Genomic DNA, 19466 nt, shown 5'->3' on the forward strand with positions numbered 1-19466 from the left:
TACTGGCTAGTCCCAGCGAGGGCATTGGGGAAACGGCTCGGTGCGTTGCGCCGGAAATGCGGATTCGGCGTTCGATAGCGTGGGCTGCGCGCCGGCGGTGCTGTGCCGGCGCGGGGGCTCATCTAGTCCGCCTGCCTGCGCAGGAAGGCCGGGATGTCATAGGCGGATTCGCATGGCACGTTCGCCCTTGCCATGTCCCACAGGACATCGAGTACCGACCGGAAGCGCTCTTGCAGGTCGCCGTCGGGTCGCTCGGTCATAAGCAGTTTGTCCACGGTCAGTTCGAAACGCGCACCGAGGGCTCGCGCGCAAGCGTGCAGCAAGAGGGCTGCATGGAGGGCGCAAGCGACTTGAAGCTCAGAGAAACCCTGGGCCAGTGCCTCGTCGAAGACGGACAGCAGCTCCGGGGGAACATGGGTTTTCATCAGGTCGCCACGGCTGAGTGGCAGACCGCCCAGGAATCGCCGATGTGCACGTCGCGCCAGGCGAGTCAGGAATTCGTCGAAGAGCGTGTCCTGTCGCGGCTCGGTAAAGCTATCGAGGCTGCGCTTAGGTGAAGCCCTGCGGATGACGGCGGGGATATCGAAATTGAAGGGCACACTGGAACTCATGGCGTAGGGTGCCGCGCTCTCCGCAATGACCGGTCCCTGGCGAGAAAACCGTACGGTCCCCGTGCCGCCCCAACCCGCGGCAAGCTGGTGGGGCACGATGTGCATTGCAGGGAGTTCGGCGGCGCGTTCTTCGGCGGAACGGGCGAGAGTGACGATGTAGTCGGTATCGTCGGTTATCAGTTGGTAACGCACAGCCCAGTCCTGACGGGATGTCTCAGCGAGAACGGGCAGGTGTGAAGCGGCGGCGACGCGCACGATGGAGGTGTCGAGTGCCTTCGCGGAATTGAGGCGAACGGGAATTTCGCGATTCATCCCGGCTTCCGAGTACTTCACTGTTGCGGTGAAATCGCCTGCAACACGGCTAGGGAAGCCCGCGAACACCGAGTAACTGTCACCCGCGAAGATTGCGCGCGCCGGACGAGTGACCCATTGCGGTTTGACTGGCCATGTGATTTCAACATCCTCGATGCGCGGCTGACGCATGCGCATGAAGTGTCGCTCGATGCGCGCGCTCATATCTTCATTGGGGGAGACGAGTTCGCATGCGCCGCCTGTCGCGTCCGCGAGCGTGCGTACGGTGTCCTCGGCGACGGCCGCACCGATGCCGACGGTGAAAATCCGCGCGCCGAGGCGCTGCGCCGTGGCGATTGCGCCGGTAACATTCCAAGCTTCGCCGTCGGTGAGGAGCAGTATGTCGAGCGGCCGCCCGGCGGCGTAGGTGAGGGCGATTTCAAGCGCACGAGTGAGTTCAGTGCCGCCCAGGTCCCCCAGCTCGGCCACGAAGCGGCGTGCTTGGTCTAACGCGTGGTCGCTGGCTGCCTGTAGCTTAGGGGCGAGCGCAATGACATTCGAGCCGAAGCCGATGATTCCGAAACGGTCGGCCGAGGTGAGATGCCCGAGGGCGAGCTGCACCCCCTCTTTGGCGTGACGAATGCTGTCTCCGGCCATGGACCCCGAGCAGTCGAGAAGAAGCACCGTGTCGCGGGGGGCGTCAGACGGGACGGCGGGGGGTAAGAGCGTCAGCATCGCGACATGGGTGTCGAGGGCCGAGGCGGTGACAGCGATAGACGTCAGGTTCGAAGCCAGCATCTCCAGGACGAAGTCCCGGTCCATCGAGGCGCCTGTGCCCGCCAGGACGACCTTAAGGACGCCGGGTTCGGCACTGACGCGAATCGCATGACTCGGTGAGGCGACGGAGGCAGTAGCGAGCTCGCCGAAGAGCTCGACCTGCACCGCGAGCCCATATTCGGCAGTGACACTGACGTCCGGACGCTGCCACGGCTCGAGGTGTCCGGGCTCGCCGTAGCGCGGGGCGAGTGTGGTCGGCATCCGATAGCGGAGATTTTGGCCGTTCCAGGCGAGAGGCTCGGAATACTTGAGCTCAATGCGCACCGCTTCACCCGCGAGCACATTGCCAAGGGTGGCCGTATAGAGTCCTTTGCCGGCGGACTGCAGGCGGAATGCAGCGTTACCGGACTCGACGGCTTCCTCATACTGCGCTTCGGCCTTGCTTCGTGGCACGACCTCCCCGCAGTAGCGGCGGTCACCGATGCTCACCGCGAAGCTCAAAAGCACCGCATCGACCGGCAGGGGAAAGGTATAGGCAATCTCGAGGTTACGGTTCGTCGTGTTCTCGTACTGTTGCACGACGGTCGTGGTGGCGAGGAGTCCGGCAAGGCGTGCCGTTGCCTCGACGCCCTTGAGCGCGAGGTTTTCGCCGGATTTTGTACGGATGCCGATTTGCTCAGTCATTGCTGTTCCCCTCTATACCGTCCTGATTTTTGCGACCGCGGATAAGCTCGTACTGCGCCGTCACGCCGCGAAAGAATTCCCGGAGTTCCTCGGGCGACAGCCCTGACATCCCCGACTCGACGTGTAGTTCGACTCCCTCCGCAACGACGAGATGGCTCCACACCTCGACCGTCCCCGGACCTCGTCTGCGCGTAGGGGGGGCATTCGCTTGGGGCTCCTGCAAAAGTTCACGTATGCGCTCGAGTGAGAGCCCCGCGCTCTGCCACTTCCGAATGGTGAGGAGTTGCTCGAGATGACGCGTCGCGTACCGGGCGCCGCGGTTGGCGCCATCAGGCCGGTCAACGAGGCCGAGCTGGATGTAGTAGCGCACAGTCCGTGAGGGCAACTCGACGAGGGTGCAGAGCTCGTCGAAGGTGTACGTCTTTGCGGGTTCCATGGCCTCTCCATTCCGTTGGAGTTAATATAACACTCATAGTGTCAAATACAAGTGTTATATACGACCGACTGGAGAGCGGTCTGGTGGGGGTGGGGGGGGGGCGGCTCAGCGATTGCGGCCTGACTTGTGGTCAGCGGAGAGGCGTCGGACGTACGGTTCCATCCTGCGGCTTGGTGTCTAGACCAGGTGTTTTGCGGCGGGCTCGGGGAGAAGCAGGTGCCGCAGCGTGGGACAGCGCGTCCCACATCCACTGACCGGCGACTGCACTAACCGCCCGCCAGACGAAGCAGTGAAGGCAAGGGTTTGCGCGGACGGCCGGGCTTGCGTCCCGCCGTCGTCACCGTGTTCTCGCTCTGGCGTTCGGTTGGATACGGTGCTGTCGCTCCGCGAACGCCGTTTTCCATGTCGGGATTGAGGCGCTCATCCAGCCATCGATAGAGGACGGCGCGGACGGCCGGGCTTGCGTCCCGCCGTCGTCACCGTGTTCTCGCTCTGGCGTTCGGTTGGATACGGTGCTGTCGCTCCGCGAACGCCGTTTTCCATGTCGGGATTGAGGCGCTCATCCAGCCATCGATAGAGGACGTCGGGCCGCCAATACACGCGGCGCCCGCCGGTCGCGTGAGGGCGGGGCATCTGCCCGTTGGCGACCCAATTTTCGATGGTGCGCTTCCGCAGGGTGGGCAGCTGCATGCGGCTTCTCCGGAGACAGGCCCGACGGGCCGGGCCTATTACATATAGCGAGCGGCTCAGGCAGCCGCACTCAGTCGCGCAATGTCGCTGGCCCGCCAGCAGGTGATTCGGGTGCCGAGCTTCACGGGTGCCGGGAAGCGGCCGGACTTTACGCCCGCCCACCACGTCGACTTGGATACGGGGACCACGCGTAGAACGTCGGGGAGCCGAAGCAGCGGTTCGGGATGTTGCGGTAGAATCATGTCAGTAGTCTCGAAAGCGCCCTCGGCGGCTTGTCCTGCGCATCTCAATAGCGGTTGTCCTGTCATCGGCTGCGTTGCAGTGTGGGCTTGCTGCGTGCAGTAGCGTCCGACAGGAATCAAGATACCGAGGGTCGCGGCGCGGCCCCAAATTTGGCGGTTTTGGCGGCGGGTTGGCGTCAGGGTCGCAGCGTGAGACTTTTGTGGCGTTGGGCAGAATCGCGGGCAGAACGCGCAGTCGGCCTTAAAAGTTATCAGAAAATTCAAATAGTTATTGGCTTGTTGTTCATATCAGGACATCATGAACATGCCGGTCTAAAGCCGGCAGCCCAGGACGCTGCAAGTCCGTTAATTCCCCCGGTGGGGGCTGAGTAAATTCGCCAACGGCATGTTATAGTCGGCGGAATTTTTATGGCAAACGGGTGGGAAACCCCCGGACGCAAAGCCGCGGACCCTTCCCCTGATCGCTCAGGGCGGGTGGCCGGGTTGCCTGCCCCTTCGTTTCACACATCGGCAATCCTTCCCATCTTCCGTCGTGCTATGCGCACATTTGGACAGGACAGGGAATGGCACTTCCATCGTGGACGAACCAGCAAGTCATCGACCAACTCGTATCCGGCCAGAGCTGGTCCGGCACCACGATCACCTACGCGTTTCCGACAACGTCCAGCGGAATCTACGGCTCCTCCGAGGCGACGGGCTTCCAGGACCTCAATGCGACCGAGCAGGCTTATGCCGAACTGGCCCTGACCGCTTGGAATGACCTGATCGCCGTGAATTTCGCCCGTACGACGAGTTCGGCGTCGAACATCGAGTTCGGGATGAGCAGCACCGGCGTGGATTACGCCCACACCTATTTCCCGACCACCGGCAGCGTCTGGTTCAACGTCACCGAGAGCACTCTGACCTCGCCCGAAATCGGCAAGTACGGCTTCGAAACCTATGTGCACGAGATCGGCCATTCTCTGGGCCTGGATCACATGGGTGACTACAACGGCGCCGGAACCTGGACGCCGTCGAGCTACCAGGACAGCACCGTCTACTCCGTGATGTCGTATTTCGGGCCCTCGATGGGAACCGGGTCCGATGGCGGCGAAGGGCTGGTGGCGTGGGCGGACTGGGTCGGCGCCGATGGCAGGACCTATTCGCCGCAGACTCCCATGCTCAATGACGTCATGGCGATCCAGACGATCTACGGCGCGGATACGACGACCCGCACCGGCGACACGACATATGGCTTCGGCTCCAACGTCGTCGGGCCGATGGCATCAATATTCGATTTCTCGATCAACCATAACCCGATCCTTACGATCTACGATGCCGGCGGCAACGACACGCTCGATCTGACCGGCTGGACGACCGACAGCGTCGTCAATCTGGCGCCGGGATCGTATTCGTCGTGCAACGACATGACGTACAACATCGCCATCGCGTACTCGACCAATATTGAGAACACAGTGTGTGGCGCCGGCGCGGATACCGTCACGGGCAACAGCCTCGCCAACGGCTTGGACGGCGGTGCGGGCAACGACAGCCTGTACGGCCTCGACGGCAACGACGACCTGACCGGCGGGGCCGGCAACGACTATATCGACGGGGGCGCGGGAACCGACTGGGCCTTCTTCTCGGGCTCCATCGCGAGCTACACCGTCACCTACAATTCGGGTAGCCACAGTTTCACCTTCTCGAGCGATGTCACGGGCGTCGACACCATCGTGGGGATTGAATATTTCGCCTTCGCGGGGGACGTGACCCGGTCAGCGAGCGACTATACGGGACAGGCTGCCGCCGAAATTCCCGTCGTCTCGCTGGCGAGCGATGCCGTTTCGCAGTTCGAAGGCGATGGGGGAACGGTGCTCTATACCTTCACAGCGAGCCTCAGCGTCGCTGCCGAGACGACACAAACGGTGGGCTGGAGCGTGGCCGGGTACGGCGCGGACTCGGCCGACGGCGGTGATTTCAGCGGCGCGACGAGCGGAACGCTGACCTTTGCGCCGGGAGAGACGCAGCACACCTTCACGGTTTCGGTCCTGGGCGATCTCACGGTCGAGAGCGACGAGTCCTTTGCCGTCACCCTTTCGGCGCCCTCATCGGGACTGCAACTGGGCGACGCAACGATCAGCGCAATCGTCCTCAACGACGATGTCGCGATCCAGTCCGACGATTATCCGCTGGACATCAGCACGACGGGTAATGTGGACGTGAATGGCGCGGCCCAGGCCGGCGTGATCGAAACCGCCAACGACGGCGACCTCTTCGGCCTCAACGTCGTCGCGGGTACCACCTACGTCTTTTCGCTCGAGCGGACGAGCGGCAATCTCGACCCGTTTCTGGAGTTGCGCGGGTCGAACGGAGTGCTGCTTGCCTATAACGACGATGCACACGGGACGCTCAATTCGGAGATCCGCTACACGGCGGTCCAAAGTGGCACCTTGTACCTCGCCGCCTTCGATGCGTTCGACGGCACCGGCAGCTACGCGCTCGAGGCGACGACCTTGCCGGGCGTGACGGTGAATGGCGACGATGCGGTCAACAAGCTGGTCGGAACCACAGGCGACGACCTGATTTACGGTTTTGGTGGTGCGGACACGCTCACGGGCGGCAACGGCAACGACTGGCTGGATGGCGGGAGCGGGGCCGACAAGCTCTACGGCGGGGCCGGGGACGACTCCTACGTCGTCGACGACGCGGGGGATAAGGTGACCGAGTTGCTCGGCGCCGGTGTGGACCAGGTGGTGTCGTCGGTTTCCTACACGCTCAAGAACAACATCGAGGACCTGACCCTCGTCGGCACTGCGAACACGAATGGCACTGGCAACGCGCTCGCAAACGTTCTCACCGGCAACGACGGAGACAATCTGCTGACAGGCGGGCGGGGGGTGGATACCTTCCGCGGTGGCCTGGGTAACGACACCTTCGTGCTCGATCAGGCCGGCGAGCTTGAAAACGTCTGGGAGGTGGTCGGGGGCGGCACGGACACCGTGCAGATCGCGTATTCCAACACGTCGAAGCTGTCGGCGATGTCGGTCGATCTGGCGGGCGGATCGCTCTGGGCGATCGAGAACGTGACGGTCACCGGAAAGGGTCTGTTCGACGTGTACGGCAACGAACTCGACAATGTGCTGATCGGCAACGCCTCCTCAAACCGCGTGGAAGGTGGAGATGGAAGCGACCACCTGGACGGAAAGGCGGGTAACGACGTCCTCGTGGGTGGCGGCGGCCTGGACATTCTGACCGGCGGCGCCGGCAAGGATACCTTCGATTTCAACAACCTTTCGGAGATGGGCGTCACGAGTTCGACTTGGGACGTGATCACCGACTTCAAGACGAGATCCGACCGGATTGATCTTTCCGCCCTCGATGCGAATTCGGTGACGGCCGGAGATGATGCGTTCAGCGCCGTCATACTTGGCGCCGATGCTGCGTTCACGAGCGCCGGCCAGCTGAAATTCGCGGGAGGCGTGCTTTACGGCAACACCGATGCGGATTCGGACGCGGAGTTCGCGATCCAGCTGACGAACCTTGCGTCCTTGTCGGCGTCGGATCTCATTCTCTGATCGCGACGCCTGTCCTCATGCCCGGAGCGAGCGCTCCAGTCTGAACATGTAGCGCTGGATCCGGGCCATCATCTGCCGAGAAAGCCCGAAGAATTCGCAGCCGGCACGGGTGGCAATGCCGCTGCCGGGCTTTTCCACGGTGTAGAGGTTGCGCACTTTCAGCCCGACTTCCAGCGACTCGTTGTCCGGAAGCTCGAGGTGGCAGCGGTTGAATTCCATGCCCGGCAGGAAGGGTAGTTCGTCGGGTGGGACGACGATCGCAAGTCCACCTCCGCTGATGTCGAGGATGCGAAGCTTGACCGTCTTCTTCCGCCCGTCCGGGAGCGAATGCGTAATCGAACACGTCACGGGTTCCGACTGCGGCGTCGGGAGTCGGAAGAATTCCCGACGCTGGAGCCGCAGGATGCTTTCCGGCAGTGCCGCGCGCAGAGCCGGGCGGTGGTCGAAAGTGTCCAGCGCGGCAGCCTCGACCGTGAACTGGATGTTTACCTTCTCGAGCCGCGTCGTGCAGACCAGCTGAGCAGCATTCCCGGCCAGCGCGCTCACCGCCTCGTCAGCGGGCGCATCGAGGACCAGCGCGCTGCCGTCGGAAGAAATCGCCAGAACCTTGGTAACGAACCAGGGGCCTGTGTCGATGTAGGTCGTGACCGGTTCGCGCCGGGCAACCAGTGCGTTCAGGAGCTGCAAGATCTCCCGCCGGTCGTGAATTGAATAACGGGCAAAGGCACCGGGGTCCAGGGGCGGCTGCGGAGTGCTGCGGTCGGAGGGCGCGGTCATGCGAAAGGTCGCGAATCAAAAAGCAATCTTTATAGCACGGATGGCGGGGGCGGCGGCCCTGCGAGCTTGGCCGCCTGACCGCCTTGTTCCACCCTGTAGATCCATGCCAGCAGCTCTGCGACAGCGACGTAAAGCTGCGGCGGAATGCGCGCGTCGAGATCGACCTGCATGAGCAGTCCGACGAGCTCAGGCGATTCATGGACGAAAACGCCGGCCTCGCGTGCGCGTTCGATGATTTCGCGCGCGATCAGTCCGCGCCCCTTGGCGACGACGCGCGGCGCGGCGTCGCCCTTGCTGTAGGTGAGTGCGACGGCTTCGCCGCGCTTTTCGGCGGCCGATTCATTCCCGTTCATGACGGCGCTCCGCGACAAAGCCGGTCAAGGGAACGTTGGCCGCGGCGAGTGCGGCATCGAGCTGGGCGCGTGCACTGTCGAGGGCGGAAACGGTTTCCGTGTCGTCTGCGAGCAGGCGCATCGCGACACCGGCCGGTGTCAGGACGAGCCGGGCTTCGAGTCCGCCGAGGCGGGGAAGCGTCAGCCGCAGCGTGGTCTTCCACTCCTTGGGCAAGTCTTCCCCGGTCGCCCCTTCGCGTTCTCGCTGCGGATCCTCGATTTCCCATTCCATGGGCTGGCCGGGCCAGACCTGACCGTGCCACACGTAGGTTTGCGTCGCCATGCCATCGAGCTGCTGGTGAATCACCGGCATCAGCCGCTCGGGCACCGCTGCCGCACGGGCTGCCGTGCTGCCGCCGCTTGCTGCGTTCGCACGGAGTGCCGAATCATTGCCGTCGAATGAATCCGACGATGCGGGGGAGAGCCGGTCGGCCCCTCTGGCAAGCTGATCGGGCGTCGCTCGCAGTGGGGGCGCTTCGCTGCGGGCGTGAGGTTCCTCCGCGTGCCCCAGGGCAGCCATCGCCGGTTCGTGGCTTTCCGAGGCCTCGCCCGCCGCCGGGGGCAGCGGCACGTTGAGGGCGCCAGCCGGGCGGGGCGTCGCGAACTCGTCCGCGGCGCTCGGGGCATCTGTTTGACCGGGGGCCACCGTCTGCGCGGGCACGGGCTCCTGGCCCTGGGGTTCCTGGAGCAGGGCGGTGGTCGGGAGTTTTCCCGAAATCCACTGCAGCTGGTGCGACTCGTAGAAAAGCCCGCTTTCCGCAACGGCCTGCTTGAGAATGGGCGCGAGTGTTTCCCCACCCTGGAGGGGGGGCGCCTCGAGCAAGGGTTGGCCGCCGGCGAGTTCGGTCGGCTTCGCGGCAGGTTGGCCGGTCAGCAGGAAGCCGATCAGCCGGCCGACGGCGCTCAATGTCGGGCGGGCTTCGGCCGCGCCCTCGTTCACGGCAGGGCCGGGCGGTGTGACGAGCTGGGCGAACACGGTGTTCGGCGTGTTCTTGGTGACGACGAGTTCGACCGTGTCGCCCGCCGTCGCAGCGCTGTTGAGCGCGAGCGTATAGGTCTTTCCCGCAATGATCGCTTGGAAGGTGCCGTCCGGCAGGCTGCGTTGCAGGGCGGCTGTGTAGCGCTCGCCTGCTTCCAGGGCCGGAAGCCGGGACTGGATGTCGCGGACACGCGCCGACCCCTGCAGCGGCGTCGGTTCGCTGCCGAAGAAGCTCGCTTCGGCGAGCATGCGGAGGCGGGCGGCGAGATCGGAGGGGATCATGTCTGCATAGCCTCAGCCGACGTTACACAGGCGCGCCTTGGGCGCGCATCGGCATCAGGGTTCGAAGGCGCCGTAGGCGGCGCGCACCGCGCGGTCCCGGACGCCGGCGGAGAGCAGTTTGCGGGTGCTCTCAAGCCACGGTTGGACGTGGGTCCGGATTTCGCGGTCGTTATCGAGCATCTGGCTGAGAAGCTCGGCCTTGTGGCGGGTGTCTTCGGGGCTGAGTGGCGCGGCTGCCGGGTCTTGCTGCGCGTCGAGCCGCATCGCCTCGCGTCGCAGGCGGGCCATCTCCTCTTCGAGCGCGGCGAGTTGCTCCCAGGCGTTGGCGCGAGCCGCTTCGACCATGCCGACCGAGAGCGCGTGCATCGATTCAAGCAAAGGGAGCGTGCTCATGGTCTGCCTCAGGCGGCTTCGGTTGCCACCGCGTTGGGGGCGATGCCTGCCCACGCCTCACGGAGCGTGTGCAGAAGATTACTGACTTCGTCGAGTGCGGGACGGCTGTTGTACAGGTTGGCGTAGAGCAGGCGCTCGCCCATGTATTCATACAGCGCCGCTAGGCGGGCGGCCAATTCCCCCCCCGCTTCCTGGTCGAGGCTTGCGCGCAGCCCGTTCAAGATGATTTCGATGGCCTTGGAAATCGCCTCCCCTTTGGCCGGGATATCCTTCAGTTCCATGGATGCGCCGGCCGTGGCAATCGACATCAAGGCGCCATCGAAGAGCATCAGGATCAGCTGGTGCGGGTCGGCGGTCATCACCGATGTTTCGATCCCCACCTTTGCATACGCATCGGCACGACTTTGGAATTTTCCGAACATTCGAATGTTCCTCGATGTTTCTTAACGGTTTGCGGATAGTGCCGCGAGTTGCTGCGTAAGGTACTGGCTGGTGGCATTCATGCTCGACATTGTCGTATCCAGTGCCGTGAATTGCGCCTGAAGCCGGGATTCGATCCGCGTCATGCGCGATTCGAGAGCGTCCTTGCGATCGTTCAGCCTGCGGATCGTGGAGTTGATCCCGTCCGTGCGGTTGCTCAACAGCCCGCCCGTTCCGAGCATGGACTTGGCCATCGTCACGATGTCCGCCGCAACGCCTGCCGTGCCTGCGGCATTGCCGAAGATGGTGCTGACGTCCTTGGTGGGGTCGGACAGCGCAGTGTCGAGTTTCGTGGAGTCCAGCTTCAGCGAGCCGTCGGCCTGGAAACTGATGCCGATGTCCGCGAGGCGTGAAGATCCGCTCGCGAGGCCAGAAACGCTTTCGTTGATGACCGAGCGCATTCGCGATGCGACCGTACGCACCGTCGAATCCCCGTTCAGCGCGCCAGCCGTCTTGGTGTTCGCATCGTAAGCGGTCTGCGTCTTGATCATCGAATTTAGATCGTTGTACGCCTTGACGAACGCTTCGATATTCTTCTTGACGGTGTCCGTGTCCGAGGCGACCGTCAGTGTCGTCGGGCTGCCGAGATTCGCTTTGGTCAGGTTCAAAGTAACGCCGGGAATCACACCGGAAACGGCGTTTGTGGAACGAGTGATCGCGATGCCATCGACCTCCAACTGGGCGTCCTGCGATGCGATCTTCTGAGTCATGGAGCCGGTGTTTGAGGCAGGATCGTAATCGAGTCCGGCGACGCCGGACATGCGGATCGTGTTTGCCGTCCCCGTGTCGTTCGACGTGATGACCAGCCGCGACGGTGAGGCGGAGCCGTCATTGACGATCGTCGCCGTGACGCCCTTCTTGGCGGTATTGATCGCGTTGCGCACCCCCTCGAGGGTGTTGTTGGTGCTGTCGATCGTGATCGAGAACGTCTTGCTCGCGTCGGCCGTATAGGTCCCGCCGGTCAGCTGGCCAAGATCGATGGTCAGGGTGCCGGTATTGACGGTCGTGGTGTTGCTTGCAAAGCCGGCAGACGCGATCTTGTGGGCCTGAGCGAGGTACTTGACCTCCACGGCGTAGCTTCCGGCGGTGGCGCCGGTGCCCGCGGCAGCGCTGAACAGCGTCGCGTCGGCGACGGTGGCCTTGAATGCGGAAAACTTTTCGGTCTTGCTGAGTGCTTCGGCGGCGGTCTGCAGCGCCGACAAGCCGCCTTTCAACTGGCCAAATGCCGACAATCGGGACTGGAATGAGGTGACCTGCTTCGTGAGCGCCTGGATCGGTTGGCGCTCGATCGACATGAGCTGGGAAATGATCGAGGCGGTGTCGAGTCCCGAGCCAATTCCGCCTGCGGAGATCGTAGCCATGTCTTTGCTCCAGAATGATCAGGCCGTCTGCCGGAGCAGCAAGCCCTGCAACTTGTCGAGTGCCTTGGCGATGGAAAGCACTTCCTCGCTCGGAATTTGCCGGATGGTCTCGTTGGTGCTTGAGTCGACGACCTTGACCACCGTTCTTCCCGAGTCTTCGTCTATCGAGAAAAGCAAATTGCTTGCCTGCGCTTCGACGACTTTCTGAACCTTCTTTACGGCGTCTTCGACATCGGTCTTGGTTGGGGATGCTGCAGCCTGGCTTGGCGCAGTGTTTGCCGAAGCAGCCTGCGCTGCCAGGGTGGTTGTCGATTCCGGGCGGGGGCCGGACGCGGCCGCAGCTTGAGCGAGCGGGCGCGACTGGAATTGGGCAGCCGGGAGCATTGAACCGGGGGGGCCGGCGCTTGCAAGGGATTCAATTGCCATAATGGAACCTCCAGCTTCATTCTAGCGCAAAAGGCTGGAGTGCCCTGTGGACACTCCAGCCCCTCGTCGATGCGGTGTTGAAGTATCCGCGTTATCCGCGCAGCAGCGTCAGCACGTTGTTCGGCATCGAGTTCGCCTGGGCGAGCATCGCGGTACCGGCCTGCTGCAGAATCTGACCGCGGGTCATGTTCGCGGTTTCCTGGGCGAAGTCGGCATCGACGATCCGTCCGCGGGCGGCGGCAATATTTTCCGACGAGACCTGCAGGTTCTGCACGACGGACTGGAAGCGGTTCTGCACGGCACCCCAGTTGGCGCGCGCGTTATTGACCTTGTCGAGCGCGCTGTCGATCGCGACCAGTTCCGCACTGGCTCCGGCCAGACCACCCGAGATGCTGCCGCTGACGCCGGTGAGCGCGCCGGACACGCTGACCTGGCTGGCCGAAACCGTGATCGAGTCGTTGGTGGCGGTGCCCGCACCGACCTGGAACTTCGTGTCGGCGGTAATGTTCAGCGCGTTGATGCCGTTGAATGTGGTGCCGCTCAGCACGCGGTTGATTTCGGACTTCAGCTGTTGATATTCGGTGTCGAGGTTTGCCGCGTCGCTGCCGGTACCGGTGGTGATCGTACCGTTCATCGCCTGCACCGCCAGTTCGCGCATGCGCTGGAGGTTGTCGGTGACCGATTGCATCGCGCCTTCAGCAGTCTGCGCCATCGAGATACCGTCGTTCGCGTTGCGGATGGCGACGTTGAAACCACGCACTTGGGCGTTCATGCGTTCGGAGATCGCCAGACCAGCGGCGTCGTCCTTCGCGCTGTTGATTCGCAGGCCGGAAGACAGGCGTTGCACCGACGTGGCCAGCATGCTTTGCGAGGTGGACAAGTTCCTCTGAGCATTCATCGACATCGCATTGGTGTTGATTGTTGCAGCCATGATGGTCTCCGTCTTTCAAAGGTTTAGGATGTTCGGGGCAGGGGCTTTGCGGTTACCTAGTGGTGCCTTGTAGCTCTGCTCAAGTGTGATAACGGGCCATCCAACGAAAACTTTAGATAAATTTTCACCGAAACCGGGTCTTGCGATCGGAGCCTTTCACGACGTCGCCCGCATGATGCGATTTGTGTGCGGCACGCGCGCCTGGATAAAGAAAAACGGGGCGGGCGGTACGGCCTTGAAGGCCGTGCCGCCCACCCCGTGGTGGGATGTGGGTTGATCCGGGATCAGCCGCCGCGCAGGAGCGTCAGCACGTTGTTCGGGATCGAGTTCGCCTGGGCGAGCATCGCGGTGCCGGCCTGCTGCAGGATCTGGCCTCGGGTCATGTTGGCGGTTTCCTGGGCGAAGTCGGCGTCGATGATCCGGCCACGCGCGGCACCGATGTTTTCCGACGAGACCTGGAGGTTCTGGATCACCGACTGGAATCGGTTCTGAACGGCACCCCAGTTCGCTCGGGCGGTATTGACCTTGTCGAGCGCAGCGTCGATTGCGACGACTTGGGCACTCGCCCCGGCGAAGCCGGCGGAGACGCTGCCCGTGACGCCAGTGAGTGCGCCGGACAGGCTCACCTGGCTGGCAGACACGGTAATGCTGTCGTTGGCACCCGTGCCGGCTCCGACCTGGAACTTCGTGTCGGCCGTGATATTCAGTGCGGCCTGGCCATTGAACGTCGTTCCGCTCATGACCCGACCGATTTCGGATTGCAGCTGCTGGAATTCGGTGTCGAGATTCGCCGCATCGCTGCCGGCGCCCGTCGTGACGGTGCCGTTCATTGCCTGGATTGCCAATTCGCGCATGCGTTGCAGGTTGTCGGTAATTGCCTGCATTGCACCTTCTGCGGTTTGAGCCATTGAAATACCGTCATTGGCATTTCGAATCGCCACATTGAAACCGCGCACCTGCGCATTCATCCGTTCCGAAATTGCGAGGCCGGCGGCGTCATCCTTGGCGCTATTGACGCGAAGACCCGAAGACAGTCTTTGGATGGCGGTCGCGAGGCCGGCTTGTGACGAGCTCAAATTCCGCTGCGCATTGAGCGATATCTGATTGGTATTAATCGTGGCAGCCATGATGTCCTCCTTGACTTGGCTTCAAGTGATTGTGTTCTGCAATACTCCACAGCAAAGAGAATGCCAGCGTTTGAAAAGGCTTGATCTGCAGAAATGAAGACCAAAACCGGGTCAATTCGTTCGGTTCTCGAATTTGCCGCGGCAAGGTTTGCAGGCAGGAGGATGTTTTTGCCGGTGATCGGCAAATATGGTTCTACCGTTGATTGGAGCGCCGAATCTGCGGGGAGACAAAATGAAAAGACGATGCCGGCTGCGGAGGCCGGCATCGTCTTTCGGGGCAGTTCTGCGCTCGCTGTGCTTCGCGGCGCGGTGGTCAGAGCGGAAGTGCCGAGTCTGGATGGGGCGGCGATGCGTCGGTCACTTTTGCCTCGCGAAGGCATCGAGCCATTCAGGGAGCCGCTTCTCAAGGATGAAGTCGTTCTCCACCCACTGCCTCAGTTGCTGCCCTTGTTCGCGGGCCGCGTCTCGGTCGGACAGGATCTCGCGGATGGCGTCGATCCACGCTTTCGGGCGGTTCGCAACGCGTGCGACGGGCGCGTCCTGATAGGGATAGATATCGGTGCAGACGACCGGCCAGCCCATCGCACCATACTCGAGCAGTCTGAGGTTGCTCTTCGCTTCGTTGAAGGGGTTCTGGTCGAGGGGCGCGATGGCGAGCTCCAGATTGAGCGTCGACATCTTGTACGCGTACGCCGAGAGACCGTGGGTCCAGCCGTGAGCCTCCTTGACGAAGGGGCGAATTTCAGGGGGACACATGCCCATGAAGATCCAGTCCACTTCGTCGGCGAGTTCTTCGACGACGGCAAAGACGTGCTCGAGGTCGCCGTAATGCTGTTGGGCGCCGATCCAGCCGACGCGCGGCTTTTCACCGGGAGCGCGAATCGGCTCGAGCTTGCCCCAGATGTCCCATTCGAGGCAGTTCGGCATCACCACAACGTCGTCGATGAGGGGGCGGCACAGTTCCGCAAGCGGCTCGGTGCTGACGATGGCGCGGTCGCATAGGTCCAGACATGCCCGGAGGCGCGGGCGCACGTCGATCGAACGTTGGCGATATCGCGGATGTTTGGCCGGCAAGAGGGAGATCAGGTCGTCCAGGCCCGTGATCCGCAGGATGTCAGGACGGTATTTCCGGTAGCGCTCCAGTGCTTCGAGATGCATCGGCGTAATCGCCTGATGCATGACGACGACATCGGGCTCGGCGCGGACGAGTTCTGTCAGCGACGGGATGCGCAGCTGGTTGGCGGCCGGTTCGATCACGCATGTTTGGGCGAGCCCGGCTTGCGAAATGGCGCGGAACGGGGCGATGACGCGGTATTCGCCCGATCCGCCGGTGATGGGAAAGCCCAGAAGCCGGCGCCGCTCGTGGAAATTGGTGTCCCACGGCACGGTGAATTGGGCGTCCGGCTGGTAGGGCGTGCTCAGGCTCAGGTTGCGGTTGTAGAACGGGTCGTTCGCGAGGGTCGGAAGCCACTTGCGCAGCAGGGTTTCGTTTTCCTGTTCGCGTGCCGCGAGTTGCGTGAAGCGGGCATTGCCGCTCAGTGCGGCGTTGCGCGACCCGGAGTTGTAGTGGGCGACGGTCGCGTAGGGGGTCCATACGATCCAGCGTTTGGTATTGCGCAGCCGCAGGCAGAAATCGAGGATCGGGTAGTCCTGCGGATAGTCCTTCTCGTCGAACCCCCCCAGGTCGTGAAAGAGGCTCGAGCGGACCATGAAACAGGCGGGCGATACCGCGGAAACGTTCCGGTCGACCGTTGCAAGGCCCTGATAGCCCGGTTCGTCGGGTTCGAGCAGGTTGTCCCAGGCCGGCGCCGAGGCGCCCCCGAGTCCGAGGATCTGGCCCGTGTCCCTGATCCTTCCGCTGCCCGGATAGCCGAGTCGCGGCGTCACCATCCCCACTTCAGGGCGGATCGCGATATTCAGCAGGCGTTCGAGCCAGTCGTCCTGCAGGATGACGGTGTCGTCGTCCAGGAAGACGAGATAGTCGCCTTGCGCCGCCTTGGCCGCGGCATTGTATCGGGCCGCCAGATTCGGCAGCTGTGAGGAATCGAGAATCGTGATCGGAAACTTCGTCGGCCCGGCGGCGATGTTTGCCAGAAGCGCGGCGGAATCGGGGTCCGTGTTGCCGCCGTCGATCAACAGAATTTCGACGTTCGAATAGGTACTGAGGGTCTGGATGCTGTCGAGGCAAGGGGCCAGGAATTCGGCCTTGTTGGCGCTGAATATGGCGATGGAGACTTTCGGCGTGTCGTTCTGCGTGTAAATGACACGACGCGTCGCGAAGCCGTGTCCGTCCACGATTTTCGCGGTAATGCCGCAGCGCGTGAGGTGGTTTTCCAGTGCCGCACGCTCGGAGTCGACCGCAATTTCCCGTACCGAGAGGGCGGGGGAGTGGTATAGAACTTCCGCGATGTGGCCGATCGTCGAGACGCCGAAATTGTCCAGCACGCGCAGGGCGATATCGTAGCCTTCCGCCCCTTTGCAGTCGCCGAGCTGCCCGGCTTGCATGAAGGCTTGTCGCCGTACGATGCACAGGCTGCCGAGATAATGCATCGACCGCAACAAGTCGAGATTCAGGTCGGGCTTGAAGCGGGGAGTGCCCAGTTCTCCGTTCGGACTGACGACGTCGTCGTCCGAATAGACGAAGAGCCAGGAAGGCCGTGTGGCAATGTAATCGCCATAGACGAGGAGCGCGTGCGGTTCGAGGCGGACCCCGGGCTCCAGCAATCCGATCCAGTCCGACTCTGTCTGTTCGAAGGCGCGTTCGAGTGCCGCCATCGCCTGGTCCGCACTATCGACGGTCACCCAATGGATGTGCGGCAGGTTCAGGAATCCCGGGTCCGGCGCGGGGAAGGGGGCGACGATCGTGAATTGCCAATCCTGGTAAAGCTGCGCGTCGAGCGCATCGAGCGTATCGGCGAGGAGCGATTCTTCTCCCGCCCGCAATTCCAGGCCGAAATGAAACCTGGGGCGCGAAGTCCACTTGCGGATCATCCGTTCGGCGAAAAGCTCGGCGTCGATTTCACGCACGATCTTGTTCGAACGCCATCTCTCGTAATTGGATCCCTCGATGTTGGGCGCGGCAAAGCGCCACCGCCGCCAATACGAGAAGACCGATTCCGGTTCGGCGATATGTACGTCTTCCGAACGTGGGCGAATCGAAAGTTGCTGCGTTTGCCGGATGAAATTGGAGAGCTGCTGCGGAAACCGGTTCGCCAGATCGACGTAGTGGGTCCGGATCTGGCCAACGGTTTCGCGAGCTTGATGGAGTGCCTCGTCGGTGTCGTCGAATGCCAGTCCCTCATTGCCGTACGCAAAGAATCCACCGGGGTGGGCGCGCTGGCCGGGCGCCTGCACGTAGACGACCGGACATCCGCAGAGGGCCGCTTCGAGAGCGAGATTCGATTCGCCGAAACAATAGAGGCGATCGGCCTGCCGCAGTACCTTGATCAACTCGTCCTGGGTTGCAGGATGACTGCGCGTGATCTCTTCACATTGCGAAAGCAGGCCGGCGTAAAGCTTGTGGGCGTCGGGGAAGTTCGCGGTGTAGGCAAGTACGCGCGGACGTTCTCCAGTCGCGCCGTCGGACGAAAAGCGATAGCGGTCGACGATGGGAACGAAGAGCAACTGATCTTCACCGGCTTCGGGCGGAAGCAGATCGGGCGAGGTGGCGAATACCAGTTCGCCAGGCACGGGCTCGATGGCAGTTCGCACCGCATATCGCACGACGCTTTCGCCCCGCAAGGGGTTGCCGACCACGTCTTCGGGATAGATGAAGATCGGCGTGACGCCTGCCGTGCGATGCTGCTCCTCGATGGCCAGCGTGAGCGGCGGGGTGCGCAACTCGGGCGCGGTCCGGCCGCAAATCATGTATGCCTCTGCTCCGGCCAGATTGAGCGTATGGCAAAGCTGGTGCATCGCACGCACCCGGCTGTCGACCCGGGTGTAGTCGTCGGCGACGACGTAGTAGGGGCGACGCCGATCGAAAACAGGCAGGTCCTCCGTCCGCGCCTTGATGCTTGGCGATGCCGCGGGCAGGCCTGCGCCAGTGAAGGAGCTGGCGCCGGTCGTCGCGCGCGCGCGCTCCTGCGTAAGGTCGACGAACGATTCCAGCTGCGTCCAGAACTTGCCTTCGAGCGCCTCGTAGATCTTGGGAACTTCGGCCACGCCGCGGCGCGCCTCTTCGAGCGATTGCTCGTCATTCGAAAAAGCAAGGCCGACATTGAAGCCGAGTTGCGCGCCGAATGGTTTGTCGAGATCGATCAGCGGGCTCGGGAGCAGCACGACCGGGCAGCCGCAAAGTCGTGCTTCGAGGTGCAGCGTCGTGTTCTCGAAGCAATAGAGCCGCTCGCTGCGGCGAAAGAGATCCGCGAGCTCCGGATGAGTCGCCGGGAATTCCTTCGTGATGACGGTGCAACGATCGGCAAGATCCTTCCAGACATTCTTGCCTTCCTCGTAGCGGCCGAAATAAATGCATGCGCCGCGCCGGTCCTTGTCGAACGGATTATTGAAGTTGTTGAAGATCGACGCGTCGGTGGTCGGCAGGAACAGCAGCCCTTCGCAGTGGTCCAGATGCTGGGCGAGTTCGTCGGTATGGACGTAATAGAGGTCCGAATCGCGATAAGCCGGGCGTTGCCCGAGCAATCCCGGAACGTTGAGAATATATCGGACGACGACGGGGCAATCGAGCGGATTCGCGGCGATCACTTCCGGGTAAACCGCGATCGGCCTGAGTCCCGCAGCTTCGTGCTCCCGGCGGATGTTCGTCGTCAATAGCGGCGTATTGAGTGACGGGTCGGTTTCGGGACACGTGATCCAGGCTTCCTCACCCGCGAGATTCAATGCGTGGCATAGCCGGTGCATGACGCGGATGCCGGCCGAGGCCCGCAAATAATTCGGGGCCGCGATGTAATAGGGATGGCGGCGCTCGCGGTACAGTCTTTTCAATGAGTTCGGCATCTGCGGTCAGGGCGGACGGGAGTTCAGGTCGGGCCACGCACACGAAGGATCGGTGCGCCGGGCGTGCGGTTCAATTC

At 62.8% G+C, this 19466-nt stretch carries 15 protein-coding genes and 1 riboswitch; of the genes, 1 reads left to right on the forward strand and 14 read right to left on the reverse strand.

All coding sequences use genetic code 11. The features are described from left to right. Positions 1-122 precede the first annotated feature (122 nt). The 4 genes from AZKH_RS06975 to AZKH_RS27970 form a co-directional block, all read right to left on the reverse strand. On the reverse strand, positions 123-2363 hold the full coding sequence (locus AZKH_RS06975) for a VIT domain-containing protein (protein ID WP_015435047.1): 2241 nt from the start codon (positions 2361-2363) through the stop codon (positions 123-125). Then, positions 2356-2799: a MerR family transcriptional regulator gene (locus AZKH_RS06980; RefSeq protein ID WP_015435048.1), complete on the reverse strand. Its 444-nt coding sequence runs from the start codon at positions 2797-2799 to the stop codon at positions 2356-2358. Before AZKH_RS06980 ends, AZKH_RS06975 begins: the two co-directional genes overlap by 8 nt. A gap of 420 nt (positions 2800-3219) precedes the next feature. Beyond that, the gene (locus tag AZKH_RS06985) at positions 3220-3489 is read right to left on the reverse strand and encodes an AlpA family transcriptional regulator (protein ID WP_015435049.1); all 270 of its coding nucleotides are present in this window, start codon (positions 3487-3489) and stop codon (positions 3220-3222) included. 56 nt (positions 3490-3545) lie between these two features. Continuing rightward, entirely contained in the window at positions 3546-3797 is a 252-nt protein-coding gene (locus AZKH_RS27970; protein ID WP_369795095.1) for a helix-turn-helix transcriptional regulator, read from the reverse strand. 334 nt (positions 3798-4131) lie between these two features. Further along, a riboswitch (cyclic di-GMP riboswitch) is annotated at positions 4132-4222 on the forward strand. Positions 4223-4294: 72 nt separating this feature from the next. On the opposite strand from AZKH_RS27970, the gene AZKH_RS06990 reads away from it, so the two are divergent. After that, positions 4295-7285 carry a M10 family metallopeptidase C-terminal domain-containing protein gene (locus tag AZKH_RS06990; RefSeq protein ID WP_015435050.1) on the forward strand — a complete coding sequence of 997 codons (2991 nt, stop codon included), beginning with the start codon at positions 4295-4297 and terminating at the stop codon, positions 7283-7285. A gap of 15 nt (positions 7286-7300) precedes the next feature. On the opposite strand, the gene AZKH_RS06995 is transcribed toward AZKH_RS06990, so the two are convergent. From AZKH_RS06995 to AZKH_RS07040, 10 genes are all read right to left on the reverse strand, one after another. Further along, the gene (locus AZKH_RS06995; protein ID WP_015435051.1) at positions 7301-8062 is read right to left on the reverse strand and encodes a flagellar brake protein; all 762 of its coding nucleotides are present in this window, start codon (positions 8060-8062) and stop codon (positions 7301-7303) included. 29 nt (positions 8063-8091) lie between these two features. Then, positions 8092-8415, reverse strand: a complete 324-nt coding sequence (locus tag AZKH_RS07000) for an EscU/YscU/HrcU family type III secretion system export apparatus switch protein (RefSeq protein ID WP_015435052.1) — start codon at positions 8413-8415, stop codon at positions 8092-8094. Then, the gene (locus AZKH_RS07005; RefSeq protein WP_015435053.1) at positions 8402-9715 is read right to left on the reverse strand and encodes a flagellar hook-length control protein FliK; all 1314 of its coding nucleotides are present in this window, start codon (positions 9713-9715) and stop codon (positions 8402-8404) included. Before AZKH_RS07005 ends, AZKH_RS07000 begins: the two co-directional genes overlap by 14 nt. A gap of 54 nt (positions 9716-9769) precedes the next feature. Continuing rightward, positions 9770-10108, reverse strand: coding sequence for a flagellar protein FliT (locus AZKH_RS07010; RefSeq protein ID WP_041655998.1), 339 nt, complete (start codon positions 10106-10108; stop codon positions 9770-9772). Positions 10109-10116: 8 nt separating this feature from the next. Beyond that, positions 10117-10530, reverse strand: a complete 414-nt coding sequence (gene fliS, locus AZKH_RS07015) for a flagellar export chaperone FliS (RefSeq protein WP_015435055.1) — start codon at positions 10528-10530, stop codon at positions 10117-10119. A gap of 21 nt (positions 10531-10551) precedes the next feature. Further along, positions 10552-11949, reverse strand: a complete 1398-nt coding sequence (gene fliD / locus AZKH_RS07020) for a flagellar filament capping protein FliD (protein WP_015435056.1) — start codon at positions 11947-11949, stop codon at positions 10552-10554. Positions 11950-11967: 18 nt separating this feature from the next. Beyond that, positions 11968-12375, reverse strand: coding sequence for a flagellar protein FlaG (locus tag AZKH_RS07025; RefSeq protein WP_015435057.1), 408 nt, complete (start codon positions 12373-12375; stop codon positions 11968-11970). Between the two features lie 91 nt (positions 12376-12466). Further along, positions 12467-13306, reverse strand: a complete 840-nt coding sequence (locus AZKH_RS07030; protein ID WP_015435058.1) for a flagellin — start codon at positions 13304-13306, stop codon at positions 12467-12469. Between the two features lie 284 nt (positions 13307-13590). Next, positions 13591-14433 (reverse strand): flagellin, encoded by an 843-nt coding sequence (locus AZKH_RS07035; RefSeq protein ID WP_015435059.1) that lies wholly within the window; start codon positions 14431-14433, stop codon positions 13591-13593. A 357-nt stretch (positions 14434-14790) separates the two neighbouring features. Beyond that, on the reverse strand, positions 14791-19377 hold the full coding sequence (locus AZKH_RS07040; RefSeq protein ID WP_172642457.1) for a glycosyltransferase: 4587 nt from the start codon (positions 19375-19377) through the stop codon (positions 14791-14793). Positions 19378-19466 lie beyond the last annotated feature (89 nt).

Source organism: Azoarcus sp. KH32C (assembly GCF_000349945.1).
In the GTDB taxonomy this organism is placed as follows: Bacteria; Pseudomonadota; Gammaproteobacteria; order Burkholderiales; family Rhodocyclaceae; genus Aromatoleum.

Excerpts from the sequence above, each read along its gene's own strand:
- AZKH_RS07010 (WP_041655998.1), bottom strand. The coding sequence starts at position 10,108 with ATGAGCACGCTCCCTTTGCTTGAATCGATGCACGCGCTCTCGGTCGGC.
- AZKH_RS07000 (WP_015435052.1), bottom strand. The coding sequence starts at position 8,415 with ATGAACGGGAATGAATCGGCCGCCGAAAAGCGCGGCGAAGCCGTCGCA.
- AZKH_RS06990 (WP_015435050.1), top strand. The coding sequence starts at position 4,295 with ATGGCACTTCCATCGTGGACGAACCAGCAAGTCATCGACCAACTCGTA.
- AZKH_RS06985 (WP_015435049.1), bottom strand. The coding sequence starts at position 3,489 with ATGCAGCTGCCCACCCTGCGGAAGCGCACCATCGAAAATTGGGTCGCC.
- AZKH_RS07030 (WP_015435058.1), bottom strand. The coding sequence starts at position 13,306 with ATGGCTGCAACAATCAACACCAATGCGATGTCGATGAATGCTCAGAGG.
- AZKH_RS27970 (WP_369795095.1), bottom strand. The coding sequence starts at position 3,797 with ATGACAGGACAACCGCTATTGAGATGCGCAGGACAAGCCGCCGAGGGC.
- AZKH_RS07025 (WP_015435057.1), bottom strand. The coding sequence starts at position 12,375 with ATGGCAATTGAATCCCTTGCAAGCGCCGGCCCCCCCGGTTCAATGCTC.
- AZKH_RS06995 (WP_015435051.1), bottom strand. The coding sequence starts at position 8,062 with ATGACCGCGCCCTCCGACCGCAGCACTCCGCAGCCGCCCCTGGACCCC.
- AZKH_RS06980 (WP_015435048.1), bottom strand. The coding sequence starts at position 2,799 with ATGGAACCCGCAAAGACGTACACCTTCGACGAGCTCTGCACCCTCGTC.
- AZKH_RS07005 (WP_015435053.1), bottom strand. The coding sequence starts at position 9,715 with ATGATCCCCTCCGATCTCGCCGCCCGCCTCCGCATGCTCGCCGAAGCG.
- fliD (WP_015435056.1), bottom strand. The coding sequence starts at position 11,949 with ATGGCTACGATCTCCGCAGGCGGAATTGGCTCGGGACTCGACACCGCC.
- AZKH_RS06975 (WP_015435047.1), bottom strand. The coding sequence starts at position 2,363 with ATGACTGAGCAAATCGGCATCCGTACAAAATCCGGCGAAAACCTCGCG.
- AZKH_RS07035 (WP_015435059.1), bottom strand. The coding sequence starts at position 14,433 with ATGGCTGCCACGATTAATACCAATCAGATATCGCTCAATGCGCAGCGG.
- fliS (WP_015435055.1), bottom strand. The coding sequence starts at position 10,530 with ATGTTCGGAAAATTCCAAAGTCGTGCCGATGCGTATGCAAAGGTGGGG.